The organism is Alcaligenes sp. Me129, from assembly GCF_050487245.1.
GTDB classification, from domain to species: Bacteria; Pseudomonadota; Gammaproteobacteria; order Burkholderiales; family Burkholderiaceae_B; genus Alcaligenes; species Alcaligenes phenolicus.
On the sequence record NZ_JBKQGX010000020.1, the window covers coordinates 12,947 to 33,371 of the forward strand.

Genomic DNA, 20,425 nt, shown 5'->3' on the forward strand with positions numbered 1-20,425 from the left:
AGACGTGGCTAGCTTAACAAAAATGCGGATTGCAGTCAGGGAATAGCGACTTGTCGCATACGTTGACTGATAGTGCGCGTGCGCGATTGCAAATAGGGGCTGTTACGGTTTTTGTCATAGTAGGCCGGGTTGGGCAACATGCCTGCCAGACGGGCGGCCTGCATGGCACTGAGCTTGGCCGCATCAACCTTGAAGTAGTGGCGTGCCGCCGCCTGGGCACCAAAAACGCCTTCTCCCCATTGGGCTACGTTCAGGTACAGCTCCAGAATGCGCTCCTTGCTCATGACGGTTTCAATCATATAGGTCAGAATCAATTCCTGACCTTTACGCAGATAACTGCGTGATTCCGATAGAAACAGATTCTTGGCCAGTTGCTGGGAAATGGTAGAACCACCACGACGGCGGGTAGAGCCCTTTTCCGACTGGCGGCGGTTGTATTCCCAGGCTTTGCGAATGGCATCCCATTCGACACCTGAATGGTTCAGGAAGTTCGAATCTTCGGAGGCAATCACCGCGCGTTTCAAATTGACGCTGATCTTGTCGTACGGCACCCATTGATAGCGCAGCTCGGCATCTGCATTGGCGCTGCGCAACTGGCCCTGTTCGGCCGCCATGAAGGTGGTCATGCGGGGCGGTACTACGCTATACCAGAGCACCATCAAGAACAGGGCGATCTGATAAAGCAGAACACCAGCGGCCACGGCCAGAACGGCCAGGCCAGCCAGTTTCCAGGGATGGGCCAGAAGGCGACGCACGTCAGATTTGTCCGATGTCCTGGCGCAACTGGGCCAGTACGGGTTCGACATCGGCCTCTACGCCGTGCCAGATCTGAAAGCTGGCGGCCGCTTGGCCTACCAGCATGCCAAGGCCATCTTTGCTATGTGTGGCACCGGCTTGCTCGGCGGCACGCATGAAGGCAGTGGGTTCGCTGGCATAAAACATATCGTAGGCCAGAGAGTTGCTGCGATAACGGGCATCTGGCAGTTCGGGCAGATTCTGGTTCAGGCTGGCCGAGGTGGCATTGATCACAATGTCCCAGTCGCCACAATGGTCGTCCAGACCGCCCGCGCTCAGGCGGCGGGAGGCATCCGGGTCCAGAGCAACGACCTGCTCACGAATGTCGTAGGCTTTGGCGCTGGTGCGGTTGATGATGTGCAGCATTTCGCAACCGGCTTCCAATAAGGGGAACACCACTCCACGCGAGGCACCACCTGCACCGATCAGCAAGATACGCTTGCCTTCCGGGTTGTGGCCGACACGCAGCAGGTCCGAGCACAGGCCCACGCCATCGGTATTGCAGCCGTGCAACTGTCCATCTTCCAGCCATAGCGTATTGACGGCTCCGGCCATGCGAGCGCGACGGCTCAAGCGTGGGCCCACCAGATCATAAGCCTGCTCTTTGAAGGGCAAGGTGACATTCAGGCCGCTGCCGTCCCTGAAAAACTCCTCCACGGTGGCGTTAAAGCCATCCAGTGGTGCCAGAATGCGCTCGTAGCTCAGGGCCAGATTGAACTGGCTGGCAAACTGCGTATGGATTTGTGGAGAGCGGCTGTGCTCGATAGGGTGACCAATAACGCCGTAGCGCTTGGCGGGAGTCGTGTCGGGCATGGTTGAGCGATGCTTGTCTTGTTGTGAGGTGTCAGCCCCAAGGCTGAAAGCGCATATTTTACCCTAGGGTCTGCTTTTGCCAGAGCTTGCTGTGGACAATACGATCTTATTGCACATCCGTGCCGTGCATACTGAGCCTGTCATGCGTAAAACTCCAGCTGCGGGTAATGACGAGTACATCCGCGCCAGGAGCCACTTGTTCGGGCAGGGGGGCGAAGGGGGCGGCCAGTTCCACAATGCGGCGGGCCGCCAGATTCAAGGCGGCCTGATCTGAAGGCTCAGTAATCTGGGCACGCAGCAGGCTGCCATCGCGCCGGATATAGACTGTCATTTGCAGCTGACCGTACAGTTGCTCGCCATTTTGCTTCGGATAGTGGCGGGTGCCGGTCTGCTCAATTTTTTGACGCCACTGATCCAGGTACTGGGCTTGTTCGCTGGCTTTGGCGCTGGGGCCTACATAGTGGTAGCGGGGTTGGCGTTGTTGTTCACGAATCTGCTCACGTAAAATCGCCAGTTGGCTATTTTGCACTTGTGGGTCCAGATCATGGTCGTCCGGGCCGGGCTCAATGGACGCGCCAATATATTCAAAGCTGGGTGTCGACAAAGGTACCTTGTCCTGACTTTCCAGCTCGCCCAGCAGGCGCTGCTGTTCAGCTTCCAGGCTTTGCTGGCGTGCACGCAAGGCTTCCAGCACTAACTGATTCGGCAGATTGGGATCGGTCAGCGGCAAAGGATTGCTGGCTTGCCCTTGCTGATGCTCTCCGCCGCCATCCAGATTCAACTGCGCTAACAGTTGGGGACTTAACGGTGCCGAGTCGGTACTGAAATTGACCAGTGCTACATCCAGACTGTTGGCTGGTGTGGGCGAGGGCGCGCGAGCCGGCCAGAAGATCAGCAAAAGATGAATCAGTGCCGAAAGGGCGACCGCCAGCCACAAATAGTCTTTGGGCGCGTGGCGGCGGTCGAGCTTGGTCATGATCGTCAGTCAGCCGTGGCGACCGAGCGTAAACGGGCTTCCACCGTCAAAGCCAGTTCGTCGAAGGACAACAGATCCAGCGTGACTTCCTGACCACGTTCAAGTGCTGGCAGCCCGGGGACATGAAGAACCAGCGGCGCATTGCTCAGGCGCACCAGATCTTCCTTGATGAAGTTGGCCTGGACTTGCTTGATGTCGTTTTGTTGCAGCCAGCGCAGGCACCAGAAGCGCTCCAGAGACGACTGGTAGTCCGACCACTGGGTGTATTGCGATTCAAAGGCGCCAATAATGGCGTACAGATCCGCATCCTTGGGCTGGAAGGGGGCGGCCAGGCGTGCGGAGATGCCGTGCTCGGCCGCCGCCAGAATCTGGCCCTGATTGATCAGGTCCACATAACGGCGCAGAGGCGAGGTCGACCAGATGTATTGCGGCACACCAATGGATTCGTGCGGGCCGGGGGTGGTGGACATACGCGTACGCATGAACTGCTGGGAGCGGTAAATACCGGGCACATTGTGCTCGGCCAGCAAACCGCCCCACAGCTGATTGGCCAGAATCATGTATTCAGCCACCAGCAGGCTTAGCGGCGCATTGCGCACGCGTGGCACCAGACGAATGATGGAGTTTGGATCGTCGTGCGGGCCATCCAGCTCGAAGCTGTATTCCACACGGTTATTGTTTTCCGGTTTGCCACGCACGGCTTCACGCTGGGCTGACAGTTGGCGCGAGAAGTTCCATAGCGGACGCAGCCATTGTGCATAGGGCAGTTCGGCGTTTTCGTCGGCCAGAGCTTCTTCGCTGATGAGCGGGTCCAGCTCGTGTTGGCGCAGGTTGCCCGCCACGGTAATGCGTTCCAGACGAGTCTGATGCGACAGGATTTCACCAGTGCTGATGTCGGCGTCTACATACAGCGACAGGGTAGGACGAGTCTGCCCTTGATCCAGGGAGAAATGCGCGATCAGCTCGGGCGGCAGCATAGGGATCTTGTAGCCCGGTGTGTATACCGTTGCCATGCGATTGCGGGCAATCTGGTCGATCTCGTTGCCACGAACCAAGGCCAGCGAAGGCACGGCAATGTGAACCCCGATACGCAGGCGGCTCGGTTCCGGGTGCTGGACGGACAGGGCGTCGTCAATTTCAATCGTATTGGCGTCGTCCACCGAGTAGGCGGTGACATCGGCCTCGGGCAGGTCCTGCCCCCAATTTTGCAGGGCAATCTCCGGAAAGCCTGTCCCTTTGGGGAAGTGCGCGGCCAAAAAGCGATGTTGATGCAAAGTCAGTGGATTGGACCAGGCACCCAGCGACAGCAGCAGCTTTTCCGTGCTGACACCCAGTTCTTTCTGGGCCTGATCAAACGCTTTCCACTCCAGCGTGTTCTTGTCTGGCTGAGTCAGGAAGGTGCTGGCTTTCTCGGCAACTTCGGGCGGCAGTTCGCCCTTGATCATCTGTTCGGCCCAGGTCTGGATTTGCTCTTGCTGCAGGCGTTTCTTTTCAATGGCGGCCAGAGCGGCTTGCAAAATTTCTGGCGGAGCAGGGCGGTACAGCCCTTTGCCACGACGGTGAAAGTAGGCGGGTGCGCTGTGCAGGGCAAAGATGGTGCCGGTTTTTTCGACAGCGCTGGGCGCGTGACCGAAATAATCCTGTGCCAGCGTGGACGCTTCAAACTCCTCCTGGGGGGCGCATTCCCATAAAAAATTGATATCCAGGGATTCGGCCAGCGCTTGGGCTTTTTCCAGCAGTTCTGCCGGGGCGGGCTGCTCGAAGGTAAATAGAACGCTGTTTTTCTTTATTTTGCTGCGTTTGCCAGACGCGGATTCCACCTGCATGGTGGTATCGCTGTCAGAAAATATTTTTTCTGCTTTGAAATTACCGCTGTCTTCAAAAAGGACGTACATGATTTTCCATCTGGATGGTGCTGGCCATCCGGTAAAGATAGTTAAGGTTGTTGCAGGGCAAAGCGCAAAATTTCGTCGATCCAGGGATCAAAGTCGGTCAGGCCGTGATCTCCGCCTTCCAGAATGTGACCTTGGCTGCCTTTGTACCAGTCCGCCATCTCGCGCCAGTTCAGGACTTCATCACCTTTGGCGGCCAGCAGGTAAAAGCGCTGGGGATCGCTGGGGCGTGGTACGTGAATGTCGTTAAGCTCATCCACATAGTCGGGCAGGAAGTGAAACGGGTCGGGCGAGTGATAACAGACATGCTCGCCCACCTGCGTAGCCAGATCGCGCCCTGCGTAGACCACCGGGTTAAGCAGCACGGCGCGGCTGTGATAGTGCTGCGCCAGGTGGCTGGCATAGTAACCGCCCAGCGAGGAGCCGATCACACACAATTGATCGGCGCTCATGCCTGCCTGCATTTCCGTGTCCACAATGCGCTTGCACATGGCAATGGCCTGGGCCGGGCTGGCGGGCAATTGCGGGCAGCGCCACAGGTGCAGCAAGCCCCTGTCCTGCATGGTTTGTTTCAGGCGCTGCGCTTTGTAGGACGAAGGCGAGGAACGAAAGCCGTGTAGATAGAGGATCATGGAGGCACCTGCTATATAGATAAGAGGGTCAGCGTGACAGTTGATCCAGCAGGCGCTGATGAATGCCGCCAAAGCTGCCGTTACTCATCACGACAATGGCATCGCCGGGCTGGCTGGCCTGAACAATGGCCTGAACCATTTTATCCAAATCATTCCACGCTGTGGCGCGATCCCCTAAAGGAGCCAGGACCTTGGCCGCATCCCAACCCAGCGCGTGCTTGCCCTGGGTCTCGCCGTAGCAAAAAACCAGGTCGGCATCTTCCAGCGAACCGGGCAGGCGGGCAGCCATGGCACCCAGCTTCATGGTGTTGGAGCGTGGCTCCAGCACGGCCAGAATTCGGGTGGCTTTACCTGTCTGGCTGCGCAAACCGGCTAGCGTAGTAGCAATGGCGGTAGGGTGATGGGCAAAATCGTCGTAGACGGTAATGTCATTGACCACGCCACGCACTTCCATGCGGCGCTTGATGCCGGCGAATTGGCTCAGTGCCGCGCAAGCCTGTTCAGGTTTGACGCCCACATGGTGGGCAGCGGCGATGGCGGCCAGAGCGTTCAGGCGATTGTGTTCGCCGGTCAGTGTCCATTGGACGCTGCCTTGGGACTGGCCTTTGAACATCACGTCGAAAGAGGTGGCGCTGATTGCCTTGCTGTCCCAATCTCCGTCGGGGCCAAACTGTTCAACCGGCGTCCAGCATCCACGGGCCAGGGTTTCGTCCAGGCTGGGGGTGTGGGTAGGACGCAGAATCAGCCCGGTGGAGGGGATGGTACGCACCAGATGGTGAAATTGGGTCTGGATGGCGTGCAGATCAGGGAAGATATCAGCGTGATCGTATTCCAGATTGTTCAGGATGGCCGCGCGGGGGCGGTAGTGAACAAATTTGGAGCGCTTGTCGAAAAAGGCGGTGTCGTATTCGTCGGCCTCGATCACAAACAGGGATTGTTCTGGATTGAAGCGGGCCGACACACCCAGGCCGGGGGCCACGCCACCGATCAGGAAGTTGGGGGACAGCTGGGCCTGTTCCAGGATCCAGCCCAGCATGGAGCTGGTGGAGGTCTTGCCGTGCGTGCCGGCCACGGCCAGAACGTGCTGCTTGTGCAGAATGTTCTCGCCCAGCCATTGCGGGCCGGATGTATAAGGCAGACCCTGATCCAGAATGGCTTCCATCAGAGGATTACCGCGCGTCACCACGTTGCCCACTATATAGAGATCAGGGGACAGCCTGGTTTGCTCTGCGCCAAAGCCTTCAATAAGCTCAATGCCTTGTTCTTCCAGCTGCGTGCTCATGGGCGGGTAGACCCCGGCATCGCAACCGGTAACCGTATGGCCAGCCGAGCGGGCAATCAGGGCCAGACCACCCGTGAATGTGCCGCAAATTCCTAGTATATGTATGTGCATGACAATCCTCCGGCCTGTATTCTAGACGACTGTTTGATCTGATGCGTGAGCTTTGGTGAGGGCCGGTGCTATCATCCCCAGATGATATTTTTTCAGGTGTGAGCCGGTATGCGTAGGCGTCTTTTTCTGCAGAAATCGCTAGTGTGTGCAAGTCTTTTGGCCCTGCATCCCGCCCCTTGGGCCAGTTTGCTGCCTTCAGACCCCTTCCTGGCGCAAAGCTTCAAGGATCTTCAGGGCGAAGATCGCGCGCTCTCTACTTATATAGGCAAGCCCCTGGTGGTCAACTTCTGGGCGACCTGGTGTGCACCTTGCGTCAAGGAAATGCCGGATCTGCAGGAACTGCACAAACGCTACCCCGAGGTGAACTTTGTGGGTATTGCAGTGGACTCGCTGGATAACGTGAAAGAGTTTCTGGAACGCGTGCCGGTCAGTTACGACATTTTGCTGGCTGGTTCGGGTGGCTTGAAACAAATGCGCAGCGTGGGCAATAAAAAGGGCGGATTGCCCTTTACTGTCGTGTTTGGCAGCAATGGCCGGGTCAGCGAACGCATTTTGGGCCAGATAGATCCCGAAAAGTTGGACGAAGTTATTAAAGCTCAACGCTAACTGGCCGACTTTTTCGCTTAATTTCGTCAAATTGTCGGTCTGGTCCACCCCTGTTTCAAACGGGATGGGACCAATGCTAACTGTTTGTAAGCCAAGCAGGTTTATGGACAAATGACGTTATTTAGCGTAAAAAGGCGGTCTGTCTTGACGAAAAATCCGCTATGGCGAAACATGTCCTGGTCCTTAACGGGCCCAACCTCAACCTGCTGGGTACCCGAGAACCCGATGTCTACGGACATCAGACTCTCGACGATATCAACAGTGGTTTACAGGTGCTGGCCGACCAGCATGGCGCGCAGTGTCATTTTTTTCAAAGTAATCACGAAGGCGGGCTCGTCGATCGAATTCATCAAGCCCGTACCGAGGGCGTGGATTTCATCCTGATCAATGCTGGGGCCTACACCCATACCAGCGTGGCGATACGGGATGCGCTTGCCGGTGTCGGTATTCCGTTTATTGAAGTTCATCTGTCCAATGTTCACCGTCGTGAGCCGTTCCGTCACCACTCCTATCTCTCTGACATCGCTAGCGGTGTCATTGTTGGTTTGGGGGCCTACGGTTATGAAGCCGCGCTGCGGTTTGCTTTGAATAGTTAGGCGGTTCGTTTCGTTTTTTTGACCAATATTTTTTTAATGCCGTCCTGACCCAGTCAGTGGCTAGTGCGGCGTTGCGGGAAGTACGCATGGATCTTAGAAAACTCAAAACCCTGATCGATCTGGTAGCCGAGTCTGGCATTGCCGAACTGGAAATCACTGAAGGTGATGACAAGGTTCGCATTGTGAAATTTTCGCAAAGCTCGGCAGCTCCCGTGGTCTATGCTCCCGAGGCTCCTGTAGCCCAGGTGGTAGCCCCCGCCGCTGGCGCTCCTGCCGCAGCTCCCGCTGCACCCGCCGTTCCCGAAGGCCACGCCGTCAAGGCTCCTATGGTCGGCACGTTCTACCGTGCTCCTAGCCCAGGCGCTGCTCCTTTTGTGGAAGTGGGCCAGACGGTCAAGGAAGGCGAGCCTTTGTGCATTATCGAAGCCATGAAGCTGCTCAACGAGATCGAAGCCGACAAGTCCGGCGTGATCAAGGAAATTCTGGTTGAAAACGGCGGGCCGGTGGAATACGGTCAGACTCTGTTCGTCATCGGTTGATGATATGTTTGAAAAAATCCTAATCGCCAATCGGGGCGAAATTGCCTTGCGTATCCAGCGCGCTTGCCGCGAGATGGGTATCAAGACAGTCGTCGTTTATTCTGAAGCTGATCGTGGTGCCAAGTACGTGCGTCTGGCCGACGAGGCCGTGTGTATTGGCCCCGCCCAAGCCCGTGACAGCTACCTGAGCATGCCTGCCATTATCTCGGCAGCAGAAGTCACCGATGCGGAAGCCATTCACCCTGGCTACGGCTTTATGGCTGAAAACGCGGACTTCGCTGATCGTGTCGAAAAGAGCGGTTTTGTCTTTATCGGCCCACGTCCCGAGAACATCCGCACGATGGGCGATAAGGTCATGGCCAAAAAAGCCATGATCGAGGCCGGTGTGCCTGTGGTTCCCGGTTCGGACGGCGCCTTGCCCGACGATCCCGCAGAAATCGTGCGCATTGCCCGTGAAGTGGGCTACCCGGTCATCATCAAGGCCTCTGGCGGTGGTGGTGGTCGCGGTATGCGCGTGGTCTACACCGAAGCCGCTTTGCTGACGGCCGTTGCCACGACCAAAACCGAAGCCGCTGCTGCGTTCAATAATCCCGAGGTCTACATGGAAAAGTACCTCGAGAATCCACGCCATATCGAAATTCAGGTATTGGCGGATGGTGATCGCAATGCAGTCTGGCTGGGTGAGCGCGACTGTTCCATGCAGCGTCGTCACCAGAAAGTGATTGAAGAAGCACCGGCTCCAGGTATTCCACGTCGCCTGATCGAACGCATCGGCGAGCGTTGTGCCGATGCCTGCCGTCGCATGCGTTACCGCGGTGCTGGTACGTTTGAATTCCTGTACGAAAACGGCGAGTTCTTCTTTATCGAGATGAACACCCGTATTCAGGTCGAACACACCATCACTGAAATGATCACCGGCATTGATCTGGTCCAGGAGCAGATCAAAGTGGCCGCAGGCGAGAAGTTCGTGCTGCGCCAGCGTGACATCGAGTTTGAAGGTCACTCGATCGAATGCCGTATCAACGCGGAAGATCCATTCAACTTCGTACCAAGCCCGGGCTTGATTACCAAGTGGCACACTCCCGGTGGCCCTGGCGTGCGTATCGACTCGCACGTGTTCACCGGCTACACCGTGCCGCCGTACTACGATTCCATGATTGCCAAGCTGATTACCTACGGTAAGACGCGCGAGCAAGCCATTGCCCGTATGGACATTGCCTTGTCCGAAATGGTGGTGGAAGGGATCAAGACGAACGTGGATCTGCACCGGGAATTGATGCAGGACGCCAGCTTCAAGGCAGGCGGCACCAGCATTCACTACCTGGAACAAAAGCTGGCCCAACGTAGCAAGTAAGGGCAGCAACAGGTCAGGCCACAGGCCTGACCTGACAAGAATGATGACTATGTAAAACAGGGGCGAGCCCCCTGTTTTGCTTTATGGAAACTATGTATGCGTGAACTCTTACTGAGCTGCCAGGAACACGAGGTCGAGCGCTTGTCCGATGCCTTGCTTGAGGCGGGCGCCTTGTCGGTGTCGGTGGAAGATGCCGATGGTGATACCGACCAGGAAAAGCCCCTGTTTGGCGAACCTGGTATCGAACCGGATGTGCTGGCCTGGGATCGAAATCGGGTGGTGGCCTTGCTGCCCGAGGAGCTGGAGCCAGAAGAGTTGTTGCAACCACTTTTTGAAGCCGGTGTGCTGGATCCTGCAAAGGCCCAGTGGAGCGTGCGCGAAGTGCCCGACGAGGATTGGGTTCGTTTGACGCAATCGCAGTTTGGTCCCATCCCGGTGGGCGATCGTATCCTGATCGTGCCCAGCTGGCACAAAGACGATGAGGATCTGCCAGCCGCCCAGGAAGGCGATGACGGCCTGGTGCGCATTGAATTGGACCCCGGCCTGGCCTTTGGTACCGGCAGTCACCCCACGACGCATTTGTGTCTGGATTGGCTGGCCCATCATGTGCAAGCGGGTCAGACCGTGCTGGACTACGGTTGTGGCTCCGGTATCTTGGCGATTGCCGCCCGCAAGCTGGGTGCTGGCCATACGGTTGGTGTGGACATTGACGAGCAGGCCGTGATTGCCACGCGCTACAATGCGCAAGTCAATCAGGTCGAGGTTGAAGGCTTGCTGCCCGATGCCATGCCCGCCGGGCAAACGGATCTGGTTGTCGCCAACATTCTGGCCAATCCCCTGCGTATGCTGGCTCCCATGCTGGCCAACCGTGTCAAACCGGGCGGGCATTTGATCCTGTCCGGTATTTACGATTGGCAGGCCGAGGAAATGATCGAGGTCTATTCCTCCTACTTGCCCATGTCGGTCTGGCAGGAGCGCGATGGCTGGGTGTGTTTGGCTGGTCAACGCCCGTTATAAGACGGCAGAACTTAAGGTGAGTTCATGGAGCTAAAGACTCGCTGCCCCCGTTGCGGGACATCGTTTGCAGCCAGTGTAGAAACGCTGCAACGCCGCCGGGGCTATATACGCTGCATTCAATGTGCGCATATCTTCGATGGCTTTGAAGAAGTCATTGATGAGCAAGCCCCTGAGCCTTCCTATCATTCCCCCGCCACGCCGGTTCAGATCGAGCCGCGCCTGGCGCCCGAGCCACCTGTTTCGCCACGGCAGGAACAGGTGCAGTCGGTGGACCTGCAAGCGCCCATTCCGGGGCCGCGATTTGTGGAGCACTCCCGTCACGCCCCGCCGCGTGATGAAGGCACGGCCCACGAGTCCTTGCAGGTACGCAAATTCCCCGACTCCATCCTGACACAAGCACCTGTCCCTCCGGCCGCGCCTGCTGCTGTAACTACCGAGCCTTTTGTCCGCCCGGCAGAGCCTGCGGTTGAGTCGGTAGAGCCGTCAGTCATTCGCGCCCGCTCCAGACACGAGCCTTTGCCGCAGGATGATCAGGACACCTCGTTTTTCGTATCGACCGGCTCTGTTTCTGAGCCAGATGGGGACCATCATATTGGTCAGGCATCGTGGTCGGCTGCCGAGCCTGAGTTCAGTGTGGGCGATCGTGCCAGTGCCTTGCGCGCCTCTTTCCCCTCGCGTCAGGCTGATGGTACGCATGATCGTGATGGCGAGGATTTTCAGCAGGACTGGGTCATTGACCCCAACCCAGCCTTGCAACGCGAAACACGTTATGAGGGCGAAGCCAGCTTTGGTCAGCGTGTGGGTTCGCTGATCTGGACCAGCTTGTGCGTTCTGGGTGTTGTCCTGTTCGTCGTGCAGCTGATGTACGTGTATCGCGTACAGATTGTCAGCCAGATACCCATGCTGCGTCCCGTGTTCGAGAGCGCGTGTCAGACCTTGTCGTGCAAGGTTCCCTATGAACGTCGTCTGGACCAGATTCGCGTGCAGGCTTCGGCCTTGCATAAAGCGCCGAATCAGCCCGGACAGTCCACCTTGGGCTTTACGCTGCGCAACGAGTTTGAACGGCCCCAGGAGTGGCCTACGCTGGTACTGGATTTGAAAGATTTTTCCGGAGCCTTGATCGCCCGGCGCAATATTACGCCCGATCAGTACCTGGCTTCCGAGCGACGTGAGCCTGCTTTTGCAGCGCGCAGTGAAATCATGGTGCGCCTGCCTTTGAATACCGGGCAGCTCCAAGTTAATGGCTACCAGATTAGCCCTTTTTTTCCTTAAGGTAATTTATGACCGAGCGAGTGCTGGTATGTGGTTCGATCGCGTTTGATACGATCGCGGTTTTCGAGGGGTACTTCAAAGATCACATCTTGCCCGACAGCATCAAAACCCTGAGCGTGTCCTTCTTTGTGCCCAGCTTGCGTAAAGAGTGGGGCGGTTGTGCAGGTAATATCTCCTACACCTTGAACATGCTGGGTGGCCAGCCTGTTCCTGTGGGGGCTGTTGGCAGCGACGGTGTGGATTATGTACAGCGTCTGCAGAACCTGGGTATTGATACCAGCATGGTGAGTGTGATGCCCGAGATGTTCACCCCTCAGTGCTTTATCACCACAGACCTGGCCGCCAGCCAGATCACCTCTTTCCACCCGGGCGCCATGATCAATTCTGCCCAGATCGATTTGTCTGGTCAGGAAGCGGCATGGGGCATTGTGGCTCCGGATTCCAAAGACGGCATGTTTGCTCATGCCCGTCACCTGCATGCGCAGGGTACGCCCTTTATTTTCGACCTGGGTCAGGCCATGCCTTTGTTCGCGGGTGAGGACCTGCTGGAGATGCTGGAACTGTGTCAAGTTCTTACGGCTAACGAATACGAAGCTGAAGTTATCGAGCAGCGCACCTCCAAGAGCATGGCCGAGATTGCCCAGGGCTTGCAAGCCGCTGTCGTGACGCGTGGAGAGCATGGCAGCACGCTTTATCACAATGGTCAGACTTACGAGATTGCCCCTGTGCCCGTGGAAAATGTGGTGGATCCCACCGGCTGTGGCGATGCTCATCGCGCTGGCTTGTTATATGGTCTTACAAAAGGCTGGAGCTGGCAGGAGGCTTGCAGCTTGGGTAACTTGATGGGCAGTATTAAAATTCAGGCGGATGGCCCGCAAAATCATGAATTTAAACGGTCAGATATCTCGGCCATGCTAAAACAGCACTATGGTATTGAGCGCAGTCTGTAAAAGAGCGCTCGATAGTTTTTTATGATTCGGCCAGCTACGTTTTTTGGAGTAAACCGTATGTACGTTTCTTTTTTCGATCGACCCAAAGTGCGTCTGCTGGTAGTGGCGAGTCTGGCAGCCCCCGTGTTTTTGCTGGCAGGTTGTGCCAATAAATCGGCATCCAGCTCGGTGTACAGCTACGGTCAGGCTCAGCGCGAACAGATCGTGCGTTTGGGTACCGTGGTGTCGGTACGCGCCGTCACTATTCAGGAAGACCAGAACTCGGGCGTGGGCACCGTGGGTGGCGCAGCCTTGGGTGGCGTCGCTGCCAGCAGCATTGGTGGTGGCCGCGGTAGCATCCTGGCCAGTATCGGTGGTGCGATTCTGGGCGGTCTGGTTGGTAATGCGGTTGAAAACCGCATGGGCAAGACCCAGGGTCTGGAAATCACGGTTCAACTGGATAATGGCGAAACCCGTGTGGTGGCCCAGGAAGCCGATGTACCTCTGTCCGCTGGTCAGCGTGTACGTATGCTTAGTGGTAATGGCCCAACTCGCGTGGTGCCCTTGTAATCAAAGCCTTAGTGCTTTGTGCATAAAGAACCCGGCGATTGGCCGGGTTTTTTAACGCCTGTCAGCGCTGAGCCTTTTGGGCGCGTTCGCGCTCCAGCAAGGTTTTCTTGCGCTCCAGGCCCCAACGATAGCCTGCCAGATCCCCGCTTTGCCGCACGACCCGATGGCAGGGGATGGCAATGGCCAAGGTGTTGGTGGCGCAGGCTCGTGCCACGGCACGGGCGCCTTTGGGCATGCCCAGACGTTCGGCAATCTCGGTATAGCTCAAGGTCTGGCCTGCTGGGATATGGCGTAGAAACTCCCAGACACGTTGTTGAAAAGGGGTGCCCTGGATGTCCAGGGGTAGATCCAAACCCAGGGTTGGCTTTTCTACCATGGCAACGACCAGGGCCACTCGTTGATTGAATTGCGGATCGGCTTCGACCAGCTCAGCGGCCTTGAATTGCTCTTGCAGCTGTTCCAGCAAGACTTTGGCATCATCGCCCAGGGAAATCGCACAAATCCCGCACTCGCTTTCGGCAACGAGCAATGCACCCAAGCTGCATTGGGCAATCGCAAAATAAAGACGGCTACCTGGAGTTTGTTGGCGAACGGTCTTGTCCTGCGAGCGCGGAGCGCGATGTAGCTCGTTCGAAGAAGGCGCCAATACTGGCGCCTGTTTGGGCATGCGCCACAAGTACCAGGAAGCCACGCTGCGGTAGGGTGCCCAGGCTTGGCCAATTTCACGCAAGACACGGGCTGAGGGAGCCTTGTCCAGCTGCTTCAAATTGCGATAGCCCTCGCGCACTCCAAAGTCGTCCGCAGGCAGAATGTCTTCATGCTCCAGCGTGTACATCATCATCATTTCCACCGTCCAGCGACCTATGCCGCGCAGCGTGGTCAACTGCTTGATCAGCTCTTCATCCGGCATTTGCAAAGCGGTGGCCTGGTCGGGAATGATGCCATCCAGGCGCGCCTGGGCCAGGCCCAGAATGCTATTGGCTTTGGCACCGGACAAGCCACAAGCGCGCAGGGTGTCATACGGAGTCGCCAGCACTTCCTCGGGCGTTGGGCAATGGCCGTGCGGATAGATATCAATCAGGCGTTGCAGGATGCGCTCAGCCGCACGGGTATGCAACTGCTGATACACAACAGAGCGGATCAGGGCTTCGTAAGGGTCGCGCTCGGGGCGTGGCTGATGGATGCAAGGGCCCACGTGGGCGACCAGCGCTTGCCAGTCGGGGTCCAGTGCGGCCAGGAATTGTTCGGCCTCGCGGTAGCGGCTGGATGTGTCTGGTTTTGATGGAAGGCGAGTCATGGAAGTGGCCTGCTGATTGGTGGTGAGGCCAGTATAAGGTCCACTTTCGCACAAGACACCCTGATTCTTGCTCTTGAATTCAGCATAAAAAAACCTGGGCTATGCCCAGGTTTTCCATGCGTACAGTCCGCTGTGCTTAGATTGGTACCAGACTGAAAGCGGTGCGCGTGATGACCATATTGAGCACTTGAGTCAGCAGCAGGACGACCAGCGGCGACAAATCCAGACCACCCAGGTCAGGCAAGACGCGACGGATCGGGTCCAGCAAGGGGGCTGTAATGGAACGCAGCAAGGGCATGCTGGGCGATTGTGGCTGAATCCAGGATAGCAGCGCTTGCAGCAGGACCACCCAGAAGATCAGGCTCAAGGTCCAGCGCAGAACGGTGAAGACGGCTACCAGCAAGAACATGGGGAAGTTCGAGAGCATGGACACCGATCCGGTCAGTACCATGGCGCTCAAAACCAGGTATACCAGGGCGCTAAGCCAGGCGGCGAACAAAGAGGTCCAGTCCCAATGGTTGCCGCTTTTAATGACACGGCGCAAAGGCATGACCAGCCAGTCCGTGACCTTGAACATAGCTTGCGAATAAGGGTTGAAGGGATGGATTCTGAGCGCATACACCCAGGCACGCAGTAGCAAAATCGTGCCCAGCAGCGACAGAACAATATGGATTAGGAAGAGGGCGACTTCACTGAACATAGTTGCTTGGTATGAATTGATGGGAGAGGGAATTGTCGCATGCAAGTGCTACAAACCAAAGAGCCACCCTGATCAGGGTGGCTCTTTGGGGAGAAACATAAAAGTAGCGTGTGCTTAAGGACGCTTGCCTGTTGGGAAAGGCCAGGAGCCAGCAGGATTGACATCTTCGCGGCGAGGTTCGGCAGGCGCTGCTGCTGTTTTGGTCGCTTTGCGAGCCGCTGTTTTATTGCCTGCTTTAGCGGTGGCGTTAGTCGTTGTGCTGGTCTTTGGGGTCTTGGTTTCTGCGGTCACGGATTTAACTTCTTTCTTCTTTGGAGCTACGGGTTTCTTGGCACTGGTAGCAGGACTGGCTTTTTTAGCCGCGGTCTTTACAACTGCTTTGGTGCCGGTTTTGGTGGCAGGTTTCGCTGCCGCTTTGCTGGGGGTGGCTTTTTTGGCCACGGGTTTGCTTGCCTTGGTGCTGGCCGGTTTTTTTGCGGCAGCGGTGGCAGCAGGTTTGGTGGTAGCGGGTTTGGCACTGGCCGTTTTGGGCGCAGCTGCTTTTTTAGCTACCGTTTTTTTGGCAACCACTTTCTTTGCCACCGTCTTCTTGGCTACCGCTTTTTTAGCGACGGCCTTTTTGGCAACGGCTTTCTTGGCTACCGCCTTTTTAGCGACTGTCTTTTTAACAGCTGCTTTTTTGGCTACGGTTTTAGCGGTGCTTGTCTTGGTCGCAGCGGCTTTAACAGCCGTGGTTTTTGCTGGAGTGGCTTTCTTTACCGCTGTTTTTTTCGCAGCCGTTTTCTTGGCAGATGCGCTGCTTGCAGACTTGGCAGGGGCTTTTACAGCAGCCTTGCTGGTCTTGGTAGCGGTGGTTTTAGCGGGGGACTTGGGGGCAGCGGTTTTGCTGCTGGGACTGGTCTTGGTAGCAGTAGCTTTTACGGGTGCTGCGGCTGCTTTTGCTGGCGTTGCTTTTTTGGGGCTAACGGCTTTTGTGCTTGCTGCTTTTGCTGCGCCTTTCTTGGCTGTTGCCATGATCATGCTCCTTGAGAACAAGTCTTTAGTTTGTCCACACCCATTTGACCTGGCCTGGAAAACTGCAATGGCCTTTTTCAAATGACGCAGGCGTTTAAGGTCGATACCTTATACGCTTAGAAGTCTAACGCAAGCCCCTACACAGTCAAGCATTAATCATGGCTTGGGGCTTATGGAATTAGGAATCGGTGTCTGCTGTCTCAAATAAGTTGCGTTCTGGACACGTGCAATCGGCCCATAGTCGCATCCAAGTCTCTGATTTTTGACGCATTGCTGGATCGATTGCATGGCCTTTTCATGCTTTGAAAGACCTGTGTTAAGCATGGAAAAGCGGTTTGAAAACGGACTTCAATTCACGACTGAGCTGCGGTTTTCAATGTCTGTTCAAACCAAAAAAAAGCCCTGCATAAGCAGGGCTGAAAGGGCAGGTTAATCGTTTCAAAAGTCGCAGCGGGCAAGGCTCAGGCGGGAACTGCCTGAATTTCCGGGCCAGTGTTTTTCAACTGCTGCGACAACTCGGCAAAGCGGGCTTCATACTTCTTGGCCGATTCCATTTTCACGGGACCGAAGCCGCGCAATTGTTGGGGCAGCTCGGCCAGTTCCAACGCTGTGGCGTAGTTGGCTTGATTCAGGTTCTTGCTCAAGCTGTTGAGCAGGCTCTGGTATTCGCGCCAGAAGCGACGTTCCATACGACGCTCATGGGTGTAGCCAAATGGATCCAGCACCGTGTTGCGCAGACCTTTGCCTTTCGCCATCCAACGCAGCAAGGTGGCGGTGCGTGGGCCCAATGTGATCTTGCGCGGGCGGCCGGTAGATGGATCACGGCGTGCCAGCAAAGGAGGTGCGAAGTGGAAGCGCAAGGAGAAGTTACCTTCAAATTGCTGCTCCAGATCCTGGCGGAAAGCGGGCGAGCTGAACAGGCGGGCCACTTCGTACTCATCCTTGTAGGCCATCAGCTTGTACAAGCTGCGTGCGGCTTTTTCAGTCAAGGCAGGACGCTGACCCGGACGCAGTTTCTGCTCGGCTTCGCGCAGCGCAGTGATGGTGTTGGTGAAGCGCTGGGCATAAGCGGCGTTCTGGTATTGCTCCAGGCTGCTGGTGCAGCGCTGCATGATTTGCTCCAGTGTTTCGCGACGCTGCAAGGTCACCACTTGAGCGGCTGGAGCCAGGAGGCTGGCCAGTGCTTTTTCATCGTGAGCCAACACGCGACCCAAATGGAAGGCATCCAGGTTGGCTTGAATCGCCACACCGTTCAGACGGATGGCCTGTTCAACCGCTGCGCTGCTCACTGGCATGGAACCTTGCTGCCAAGCCATGCCCATCAAGAGCATATTGGACAACAGGCTATCGCCGAACAGCAGCGTGGCAGCCTGGTGAGCATTGAAAGAGCGCACCTGGTTTTCGCCAGCGGTGGTCTTGAGTTGGCTCAGCAAGTGCTGGGCATCCAAAGGGGCATCCGGGTTGCGGGTGAACTCGGCCGTGGGAGCCAGATATTCGTTGATGATGGCGTGGGTATGACCAGGACGCAGGCAGGAAAGGGCATTGGGGTGAGCGGCGGCCACCACGTCGCACAAGATCGCCAGGTCGGCTTGGCCGGGATCGACACGCACCGCACCCGTGTTCTCTTTATTGGCAGATAGACGGATGTGGCTGATGACGGTGCCGCCTTTTTGTGCCAGGCCCGTCATGTCCAGCACGGAGCTGGAGCGGCCTTCCAGGTGTACCGCCATGGACAGCACCGCACCGATAGTGATCACACCAGTACCACCCACACCGGCCACAATTACATTGCAGTCCTTGGCTTGAATATTGGGTTGCGGCAGCGTGTCCAGCTTGGCCAGCAACTGGGCTTTCATATCGGCCTGACCGTTTTGATCGCCACGGCGCAGGGCACCGCCCATCACCGACACAAAGCTGGGGCAGAAACCGTCCACGCAGGAGTAGTCCTTATTACAGCTGGACTGGTCGATCTGGCGCTTGCGGCCTTCGGGCGTTTCAGCAGGCACCAAAGACAAGCAGTTCGATTGCACACCGCAATCCCCACAGCCTTCGCAGACCGCCTTATTGATAAAGAGGCGACGAGCAGGATCGGGGTACTCGTTCTTTTTACGGCGACGGCGCTTTTCAGCCGCACAGGTCTGGTCGTGAATCAAAATGGTGACGCCGGGGATCTCGCGCAGTTCACGCTGCAAACGATCCAGCTCGCGACGGTGATGAACGTCCACACCGGCAGGCAGGCTGACACCGCGATAGCGCTCTGGCTCATCGGTGGTGATGACCACACGACGCGCACCTTCACCAATGGTCTGCTGACAAATGCGAGGCACAGATATCGGGCCGTCAACCGGCTGACCGCCTGTCATGGCAACCGCATCGTTGAACAGAATCTTGTAGGTAATGTTGGCACCCGCGGCAATGGCCTGACGAATTGCCAGATAGCCGGAGTGGAAATACGTGCCTTCACCCATGTTCTGGAACATATGGCCGGTCTGGATGAAGGGCGACAGGCCCACCCAGTCCGTGCCTTCGCCACCCATTTGAGTCAGACCACGGGTTTTGCGGTCCATCCAGGTCGCCATGTAGTGGCAACCCACACCCGCCATAGCCTGGCTGCCTTCGGGCACTTTGGTGGAAGTATTGTGCGGACAGCCCGAACAGAAGTAGGGGCGACGAGTCAGACCATTGGTATCAATCGGTGCCAGGTTTTGCACCGTACAGGCAGGCAACTGTACATTGGCGTGATGGCCCAGCCAGCGACGCAGACCCACGGCCACACGGGCAGGGCTGAGCTGGCCATCGGCAGGGATCAGCACTTCATTTTCGATATCGCGCTTGCCAGACACCGTAGGGCGCTGGGCACGGTTAAAGAGCAGATTCTTTAACTGGTCTTCAATGATCGGGCCTTTTTCTTCAATGACCAGAACGTGGTCCAGGCCTTCAATAAAATCGTTCAGTGATTGCGGGTTAACAGGCCAGCTCAAACCAATTTTCAGATGGCGAATGGCGGGCAGATTATCCAGACCGCTGAGTTGTTGCAGCGCGTCCAACGTATCCAGTGTGGCTTTGCCGGTGGACACAATACCGATACGCGCATCAGGTGCCGCTTCCAGCACGCGGTCCAGGCTGTACTTGTGCGCAAATTCACGCACGCTATCCAGGCGGGCGTCCAGCGTACCTTCCATGGAAGGGGTCAGGAATTTGCTCGGGTCGTAAGGGTGTTTGCCGCCTTGCTTGTCGGCCAAGGCCGGGGCCAGATCATCCAGAGGGGCAATCTCGAAAGAGCGGCCGCTTTCCACGGTTTCGGTAATGGCTTTGAAGGCTACCCAGGAGCCGGAGTAACGCGACAAGGCCCAGGCCCAGATACCAAAGCGTTCGTATTCTTCAACGGAGCTGGGGTTGACTACCGGGATGCCCCAGGCGATCAGGGATTGTTCGCTGGCGTGGGGAATGGACGAGGACGAGGCCACGTGATCATCACCCACAATCATCAGGACGCCACCGTGTTGGGAGGCACCGGCAGCATGGCCGTGGTGCAAGGCATCGCCCGCGCGGTCTACACCGGGGCCCTTGCCATACCACATGGAGAACACGCCATCGACGGTACGGTCGGCACGCTCGCCAGCTTGCTGGGTGCCCATAATCATGGAGGCGGCCAGGTCTTCGTTAATAGCGGGTTGGAAACGAACCTTGGCCTGGTCCAGATACTTCTGGGCCTTCCACATGATCATGTCCACGCCACCCAGCGGCGAACCACGGTAGCCGGAGACAAAACCGGCGGTGTTCAAACCGTGTTCTTTATCCAGGCGAGCCTGGGTCAGCAACATGCGCACCAGGGCCTGTGTGCCAGTTAAAAAGATGCGTCCTGATTGTGCGGTCAGGTTGTCGCTTAGCTTGTATTGAGTGTCGACGGACTGCGTCATGATGAAACCTCCAGATAGAGATCATGATAGAGAGTCTGCCCTCGCTTTTTTTTGCGTTATAGTTGCGTGTATTCCCTATTCTTTGAAATGTTCATTTCGTAAATATTCAA

General features: G+C 56.8%; 18 protein-coding genes. 8 read left to right on the plus strand and 10 right to left on the minus strand.

Annotation, left to right across the window (positions count from 1 at the left end):
- Positions 1-35: 35 nt before the first annotated feature.
- The 6 genes from mtgA to mpl form a co-directional block, all read right to left on the minus strand.
- Positions 36-755, minus strand: a complete 720-nt coding sequence (gene mtgA, locus ACLPGZ_RS17060; RefSeq protein ID WP_429641711.1) for a monofunctional biosynthetic peptidoglycan transglycosylase — start codon at positions 753-755, stop codon at positions 36-38.
- A 1-nt stretch (position 756) separates the two neighbouring features.
- Complete coding sequence (gene aroE / locus ACLPGZ_RS17065; protein WP_009460598.1) at positions 757-1,608, minus strand: shikimate dehydrogenase; 852 nt, start codon at positions 1,606-1,608, stop codon at positions 757-759.
- A 106-nt stretch (positions 1,609-1,714) separates the two neighbouring features.
- A complete protein-coding gene (locus ACLPGZ_RS17070) occupies positions 1,715-2,584 on the minus strand; it encodes an energy transducer TonB (RefSeq protein WP_321387655.1) in 870 nt (289 codons plus the stop codon).
- A 5-nt stretch (positions 2,585-2,589) separates the two neighbouring features.
- On the minus strand, positions 2,590-4,479 hold the full coding sequence (locus ACLPGZ_RS17075) for a ribonuclease catalytic domain-containing protein (RefSeq protein ID WP_429641713.1): 1,890 nt from the start codon (positions 4,477-4,479) through the stop codon (positions 2,590-2,592).
- Between the two features lie 41 nt (positions 4,480-4,520).
- The gene (locus tag ACLPGZ_RS17080; protein ID WP_026484405.1) at positions 4,521-5,108 is read right to left on the minus strand and encodes a YqiA/YcfP family alpha/beta fold hydrolase; all 588 of its coding nucleotides are present in this window, start codon (positions 5,106-5,108) and stop codon (positions 4,521-4,523) included.
- 28 nt (positions 5,109-5,136) lie between these two features.
- Positions 5,137-6,501, minus strand: a complete 1,365-nt coding sequence (gene mpl / locus ACLPGZ_RS17085) for a UDP-N-acetylmuramate:L-alanyl-gamma-D-glutamyl-meso-diaminopimelate ligase (protein WP_429641715.1) — start codon at positions 6,499-6,501, stop codon at positions 5,137-5,139.
- Between the two features lie 108 nt (positions 6,502-6,609).
- On the opposite strand from mpl, the gene ACLPGZ_RS17090 reads away from it, so the two are divergent.
- From ACLPGZ_RS17090 to ACLPGZ_RS17125, 8 genes are all read left to right on the plus strand, one after another.
- Positions 6,610-7,107: a TlpA family protein disulfide reductase gene (locus ACLPGZ_RS17090; RefSeq protein WP_026484403.1), complete on the plus strand. Its 498-nt coding sequence runs from the start codon at positions 6,610-6,612 to the stop codon at positions 7,105-7,107.
- A 161-nt stretch (positions 7,108-7,268) separates the two neighbouring features.
- Positions 7,269-7,703 (plus strand): type II 3-dehydroquinate dehydratase, encoded by a 435-nt coding sequence (aroQ, locus tag ACLPGZ_RS17095; RefSeq protein ID WP_009460608.1) that lies wholly within the window; start codon positions 7,269-7,271, stop codon positions 7,701-7,703.
- A gap of 86 nt (positions 7,704-7,789) precedes the next feature.
- The gene (accB, locus tag ACLPGZ_RS17100) at positions 7,790-8,242 is read left to right on the plus strand and encodes an acetyl-CoA carboxylase biotin carboxyl carrier protein (RefSeq protein WP_009460610.1); all 453 of its coding nucleotides are present in this window, start codon (positions 7,790-7,792) and stop codon (positions 8,240-8,242) included.
- A gap of 4 nt (positions 8,243-8,246) precedes the next feature.
- Positions 8,247-9,596, plus strand: a complete 1,350-nt coding sequence (gene accC, locus ACLPGZ_RS17105; RefSeq protein WP_009460612.1) for an acetyl-CoA carboxylase biotin carboxylase subunit — start codon at positions 8,247-8,249, stop codon at positions 9,594-9,596.
- A 96-nt stretch (positions 9,597-9,692) separates the two neighbouring features.
- Positions 9,693-10,613, plus strand: a complete 921-nt coding sequence (gene prmA / locus ACLPGZ_RS17110; RefSeq protein WP_429641717.1) for a 50S ribosomal protein L11 methyltransferase — start codon at positions 9,693-9,695, stop codon at positions 10,611-10,613.
- A 24-nt stretch (positions 10,614-10,637) separates the two neighbouring features.
- Positions 10,638-11,885: a zinc-ribbon and DUF3426 domain-containing protein gene (locus tag ACLPGZ_RS17115; RefSeq protein ID WP_429641719.1), complete on the plus strand. Its 1,248-nt coding sequence runs from the start codon at positions 10,638-10,640 to the stop codon at positions 11,883-11,885.
- 8 nt (positions 11,886-11,893) lie between these two features.
- Positions 11,894-12,835: a carbohydrate kinase family protein gene (locus tag ACLPGZ_RS17120; RefSeq protein WP_060186665.1), complete on the plus strand. Its 942-nt coding sequence runs from the start codon at positions 11,894-11,896 to the stop codon at positions 12,833-12,835.
- Between the two features lie 57 nt (positions 12,836-12,892).
- Positions 12,893-13,384: an outer membrane lipoprotein gene (locus tag ACLPGZ_RS17125; protein WP_026484397.1), complete on the plus strand. Its 492-nt coding sequence runs from the start codon at positions 12,893-12,895 to the stop codon at positions 13,382-13,384.
- Between the two features lie 61 nt (positions 13,385-13,445).
- On the opposite strand, the gene ACLPGZ_RS17130 is transcribed toward ACLPGZ_RS17125, so the two are convergent.
- The 4 genes from ACLPGZ_RS17130 to ACLPGZ_RS17145 all read right to left on the minus strand — a co-directional run bounded on the left by ACLPGZ_RS17130 (position 13,446) and on the right by ACLPGZ_RS17145 (position 20,315).
- Positions 13,446-14,681, minus strand: coding sequence for a methylated-DNA--[protein]-cysteine S-methyltransferase (locus ACLPGZ_RS17130; protein WP_429641721.1), 1,236 nt, complete (start codon positions 14,679-14,681; stop codon positions 13,446-13,448).
- Positions 14,682-14,817: 136 nt separating this feature from the next.
- Positions 14,818-15,381 carry a YggT family protein gene (locus ACLPGZ_RS17135; protein ID WP_429641723.1) on the minus strand — a complete coding sequence of 188 codons (564 nt, stop codon included), beginning with the start codon at positions 15,379-15,381 and terminating at the stop codon, positions 14,818-14,820.
- Between the two features lie 114 nt (positions 15,382-15,495).
- A complete protein-coding gene (locus ACLPGZ_RS17140) occupies positions 15,496-16,401 on the minus strand; it encodes a histone H1-like repetitive region-containing protein (protein WP_314881279.1) in 906 nt (301 codons plus the stop codon).
- A 455-nt stretch (positions 16,402-16,856) separates the two neighbouring features.
- On the minus strand, positions 16,857-20,315 hold the full coding sequence (locus tag ACLPGZ_RS17145) for an indolepyruvate ferredoxin oxidoreductase family protein (protein ID WP_429641725.1): 3,459 nt from the start codon (positions 20,313-20,315) through the stop codon (positions 16,857-16,859).
- Positions 20,316-20,425: the final 110 nt, after the last annotated feature.